Source organism: Gordonia sp. i37 (assembly GCF_002043085.1).
GTDB classification, from domain to species: Bacteria; Actinomycetota; Actinomycetes; order Mycobacteriales; family Mycobacteriaceae; genus Gordonia; species Gordonia polyisoprenivorans.
This window is the reverse complement of record NZ_MVPX01000105.1, coordinates 1-4,242: the sequence shown is the minus strand read 5'-3', so window position 1 is coordinate 4,242 and position 4,242 is coordinate 1. Positions and strand designations below refer to the sequence as shown.

At 70.2% G+C, this 4,242-nt stretch carries 2 protein-coding genes and 1 pseudogene; 1 reads left to right on the top strand and 2 read right to left on the bottom strand.

Annotated features, from left to right (window positions below; all coding sequences use genetic code 11):
- Positions 1-1,671 (bottom strand): annotated as a pseudogene (locus B1964_RS04870) (hypothetical protein); the annotation flags it as partial.
- A 27-nt stretch (positions 1,672-1,698) separates the two neighbouring features.
- On the bottom strand, positions 1,699-2,541 hold the full coding sequence (locus B1964_RS04865; RefSeq protein WP_079929060.1) for a DUF3027 domain-containing protein: 843 nt from the start codon (positions 2,539-2,541) through the stop codon (positions 1,699-1,701).
- A 119-nt stretch (positions 2,542-2,660) separates the two neighbouring features.
- Here B1964_RS04865 and B1964_RS04860 point away from each other — a divergent pair.
- Positions 2,661-4,242, top strand: a 1,582-nt coding sequence (locus B1964_RS04860) for an MFS transporter (RefSeq protein ID WP_079929059.1), incomplete at its 3' end; no start/stop codon positions are given.

Here is a 4,242-nt window from a genome sequence, read left to right as displayed (position 1 = left end):
CTCCTCGGCCAGACCGGTGGCGTCGACCTCCTCACCCGCACCGTCCTCGACGAGGTCGGCGGCCTCCTCGACGAGCATGCGCAGTGCCGGATCGGCGAGTGCATCGGTGATCGAAAGCCGTTGCACGCCCAGTCGTTCCAGGAGGGGATGGTCGGCCTCGGCCGCGACGGTGCGAATCCAGCGCAGGGGCGTCTGCACGGCGTGCGCGGTGAACAATCCACGCGCACCGATGTTCATCCGACCATCCGAACGCGGGATGGGCAGGGCGGCAAGCTCTTCGGCGTCGAGGGCCGTCGACACCAACGGTGCGAGCGCCGCGTACAACCGCCCCCACCAAGCAGGGTCGCGTTCCACACCGGTCAGCCGCTCGGCCAGCGACGCCAAGCCGATCCGGGTGACGTCGAGCGATTCGAGTACCGGGAGTTGATGTGCGAGAGACAGATCCGGATGGACGAGATCGGTGAACAGCTCGCCGAGCACCTCCGCGAGGTCGGGACCGAGCCCGATCAGCACCGACGCACGGTCCGGCACCACCGGCGCCCCTGCGATGCCGGGGAGCCATGCAGTGCTACGCAGTTCGTGGAGCACCGCGTCGATCAACCGGGCATCGTCGCCGCCCCGCGCGCGGTGCGCGCGGGGAACCAGAGCCACCCCGTCGACGGGCTCGGCAAGGCGCAGCACGTCCACGTAACCCGCTGCGGCTGCGGCGATGTCGGCATCGGGGTGCACGTGGCGACGATCATGGGTGAGCGGGAGACGGGCGATGAGCCGGCACGGCAACGACAGTTCGATGTCGGTCGGTGTCGGCGCCCAGAGCACATCGGCAACCGGCGCGTCCGATCCCGCGCTCACCGGCCGACCGTCGTCGGCGCGTAGCCATCGCGACGGCCCGTGCTCGATCTCGGTGAATGCCCGACTCCGCCGATCTCCCCGGCTCGTGACGGTCACCGTGAGCCGACGAGCGCGTGAACCGGAGGACAATTCGTCGTTGACGAGCTCGGTCCGGTCGATCTCGAAAGCGGTGTCCTCCACGGTGATCAGCCGGAGCGCGGTCAGCGCCAGGAGTAGATCAGGGGCCTGCGCCTCGGCCGCGTCGAGGATCGCTTGCGGGTCGAGTCCCCCAGCCAGGCCGAGGACGATCTCGGTCGCGAAACCCGCGCGCGGGACCCCTTCGCCCGGCCAGGCCAGCCGCAGGAGCGGAACACGCGCTACGCCAACGATTCCCGCGTCGGCAACCGCCGCAGCGGCACGTGCACGATCGAAACAGATCGTCCCGCTCGTCGAGCGGATCTCGACGGTGTGGGCGACGGCGGCGGTGGCACTGAATCCCACCCCGAACCGGCCGACGACGCCACCGGTGTCATCGGGCTGTTTGGCCGAGACGCGCAGCGCCAGCAGCGACCGCACTCCCGCTTCGGTCAGTGGCGCACCGGTATTGGCGATGTGCAGGCCGTCGGCATCCGACCAGATCGCGACCTCGCCGTCCACCCCTCCGAGCCGGGCCGCATCGGCAGCGTTGGTGACGAGTTCGACGAACAGGCGGTCGCGGTAGCCGACACTGGCCAGATCATCTTCGGCGGCAACGTCTTCGGCCAGACGTGTCGGTGACTCCCGCCACGCCGACAGCGTCGCCGCAGCGAGGTCGGCGGTACCGAAGGGGTCAGTGTGCACCGGGTCGGGGTCAGGCAACTCCGGGCGTCAAGCCCGAGCGTTCGGCTCGCCGTCGGCGCCCGCAGCACCGGCACCTACCGCAACGATCTCGAGAACACCGTCGTCGAAGGCGTCGTACGCCGGTGATCCCTCACCGCTCGGGGCGACGACGTCGGAGTGCGCCCCGCATCCGTATTCGGCCGAGACCACCTGGCCGTCGGCGGAATACTCGTTGGCGCACGCGCCGAAAGCCACCCGCAACCCACCCGACAGCGGGATGTAGAAACCGCAGGTGCAGCACGGAAAAGGGGACGCAACCGCCATCTCTGCGCCGGGACCGTGCTCGCCGTCGTACCAGCGCTGCGCGGCCGCGTCACGGCCCTCTCGGCTGAGCAACCGCTTCCGCCCGAGTCCGAGTGCGCCGGCCACCTCGGCCAGGTCCTCGGGGTCGGGCGCCGAGGCCTCGACGTCGTCGGCCGGGTAGTCGTCGGCGACCTCCGGCACGGCAGTCTCGGAGAGCAGGGCGCTCGAGCTGTCCACGTGGTTGGGAACGAGCCGCGGATCGTCGGAGTCGGCGGCGAGCATGTCGCCTGCCGTCAGATCGCCCGGCGCGACGCGCTCACTCCACGGCACCCATTCGGGCGCGAGCAGCGCACCTTCGCCCGGCAGGAGGACCACCTCACTGACGGTGACAGCGTCGGTCCCGGGCGCGCCGGCAACCACCACGCACCACTGCCAGCCGCGGTATCCGGTGAGATCGGCGTCGAAGTAGTGTGCTGCGGCCCATTCGCCTTCCGCGATCGCCTGACGGTGGGCACCCGGCTCGTGCCCGTCCTCGACGAGCGCGGCACGGGCGACCTCGACGGCGTCGAGCAACCGCGGGCCGTCCATTACTCCAGTCACGCCCTCCAGTGTGCCTCACCCGGGGACCACGGGTCACAGCGGCTGCGCGCGACACTTCCGAACGACACATACGGCGGGCCGGTCGGCCGATGAGGAACAATTGACGCGTGATCGGACGGAAGTCGAAGGACAGCGCCGCTGCACCCGCGGGTACCACGGGCCCTGCGGCTGCCGCGCGTACCCGACGCGACCCTGTCGACCACCCCGGGGCCGCGAATTATCCGGCCGACGGCGCACGCCGCCGAGCCACCCCGACGCGGATCCCGTCGCACGGCAATCCGCCGGGCGGGAACCGCGGCGAGGCATATCTGCCGCCGCGGACCCACAATCCGCACCTGCCGCCCCTCGACGACACGCCGACCGATCCCCATGACGCGACGGGATCGGGCGGCCATCGGACGCAAGCCCTGCCGACCGATCCGACGCCGGAGGCGCCGAAGAAGATCACGGTCGCGCGGGTGGCGGCGATGCGCAGCAGGCAGTTGACCGCGAAGGGGCTCGGCAAGATCCACCAGGCCGCCACCGCCGACGGCGCCGATCAGTCCGGGCTGACCGCGCTGACCTTGCCGGTGATCGTGAACTTCGCCGTCGACGCGGCGATGGCGGTCGCGTTGGCCAACACCTTGTTCTTCTCGGCTGCCACCGGACAGTCCAAGGTGTCGGTGGCGCTGTATCTCGCGCTCACCATCGCACCGTTCGCGCTCATCGCGCCGTTGATCGGGCCGTTGCTCGACAGACTGCAGCAGGGTCGCCGGATCGCGATGGCCACCACCTTCGGCGCCCGCGTGGTTCTCGCCCTGCTGATCATGACCAACGTCAGCTGGGATCCGGTGGCCGATCAGCTCAACTACGACCCGTGGGTGCTCTATCCCTGCGCGCTGGGGCTGCTGGTGCTGTCCAAGTCGTTCGGGGTGCTCAAGTCGGCGGTCACCCCGCGGGTGGTCCCCCCGACGATCGACCTGCCGCGGGTGAACTCCCGGCTGACGATGTTCGGCCTGGTCGGCGGCACGATCATCGGCGGCGCGGTGGCCGGGCTCTTCGAGGTGTTGCTGGCCAAGGCGCTGCCGTGGCATCTGCCCGGGGCGATGCTCTGGCTGGCGGTCATCGCCGCATTCGGTGCGTATCTGTGCATGCGCATCCCGTCGTGGGTCGAGGTCACCGAGGGTGAGATCCCGGCGACGCTGACCTATCACGCCCCGCACGACGCAGCCGCGGCGCCGGGGCGGGCGGGCGTGCGCGGCGGGGCCAAGGCGCTGGCCGCGAAAATGCGTCAGCCCCTCGGGCGCAAGGTGGTCGCTGCGCTGTGGGGTAACGGCACCATCCGCATCCTCACCGGTTTCCTGACGCTCTACATCGCCTTCTACGCCAAGTCCCAGCAAGGCGTGCACTCCGATTGGAAGCAGCTCGCGACCATCGGCGCGGTCGGCGCCGCGGCAGGTGTGGGCAACGCCATCGGCAACGGGGTCGGCACACGTCTGGAGCTGCGCAACCCGTCGAAGATCGTGCTGTATTCGACGGCCGCATGCTTCGTGATGGCCGTGCTGGCAGCGGTGTTCGGCAACATCGTGCTGGCGACGGCGACCGCGCTGGTCGCCTCCGGCACCAGCGCGATAGGCAAGGTGTGCCTCGATTCGTCGATCCAGGACGATCTGCCCGAGCAGTCACGGGCATCGGCGTTCGGGCGATCGG

Excerpts from the sequence above, each read along its gene's own strand:
- B1964_RS04865 (WP_079929060.1), bottom strand. The coding sequence starts at position 2,541 with ATGGACGGCCCGCGGTTGCTCGACGCCGTCGAGGTCGCCCGTGCCGCG.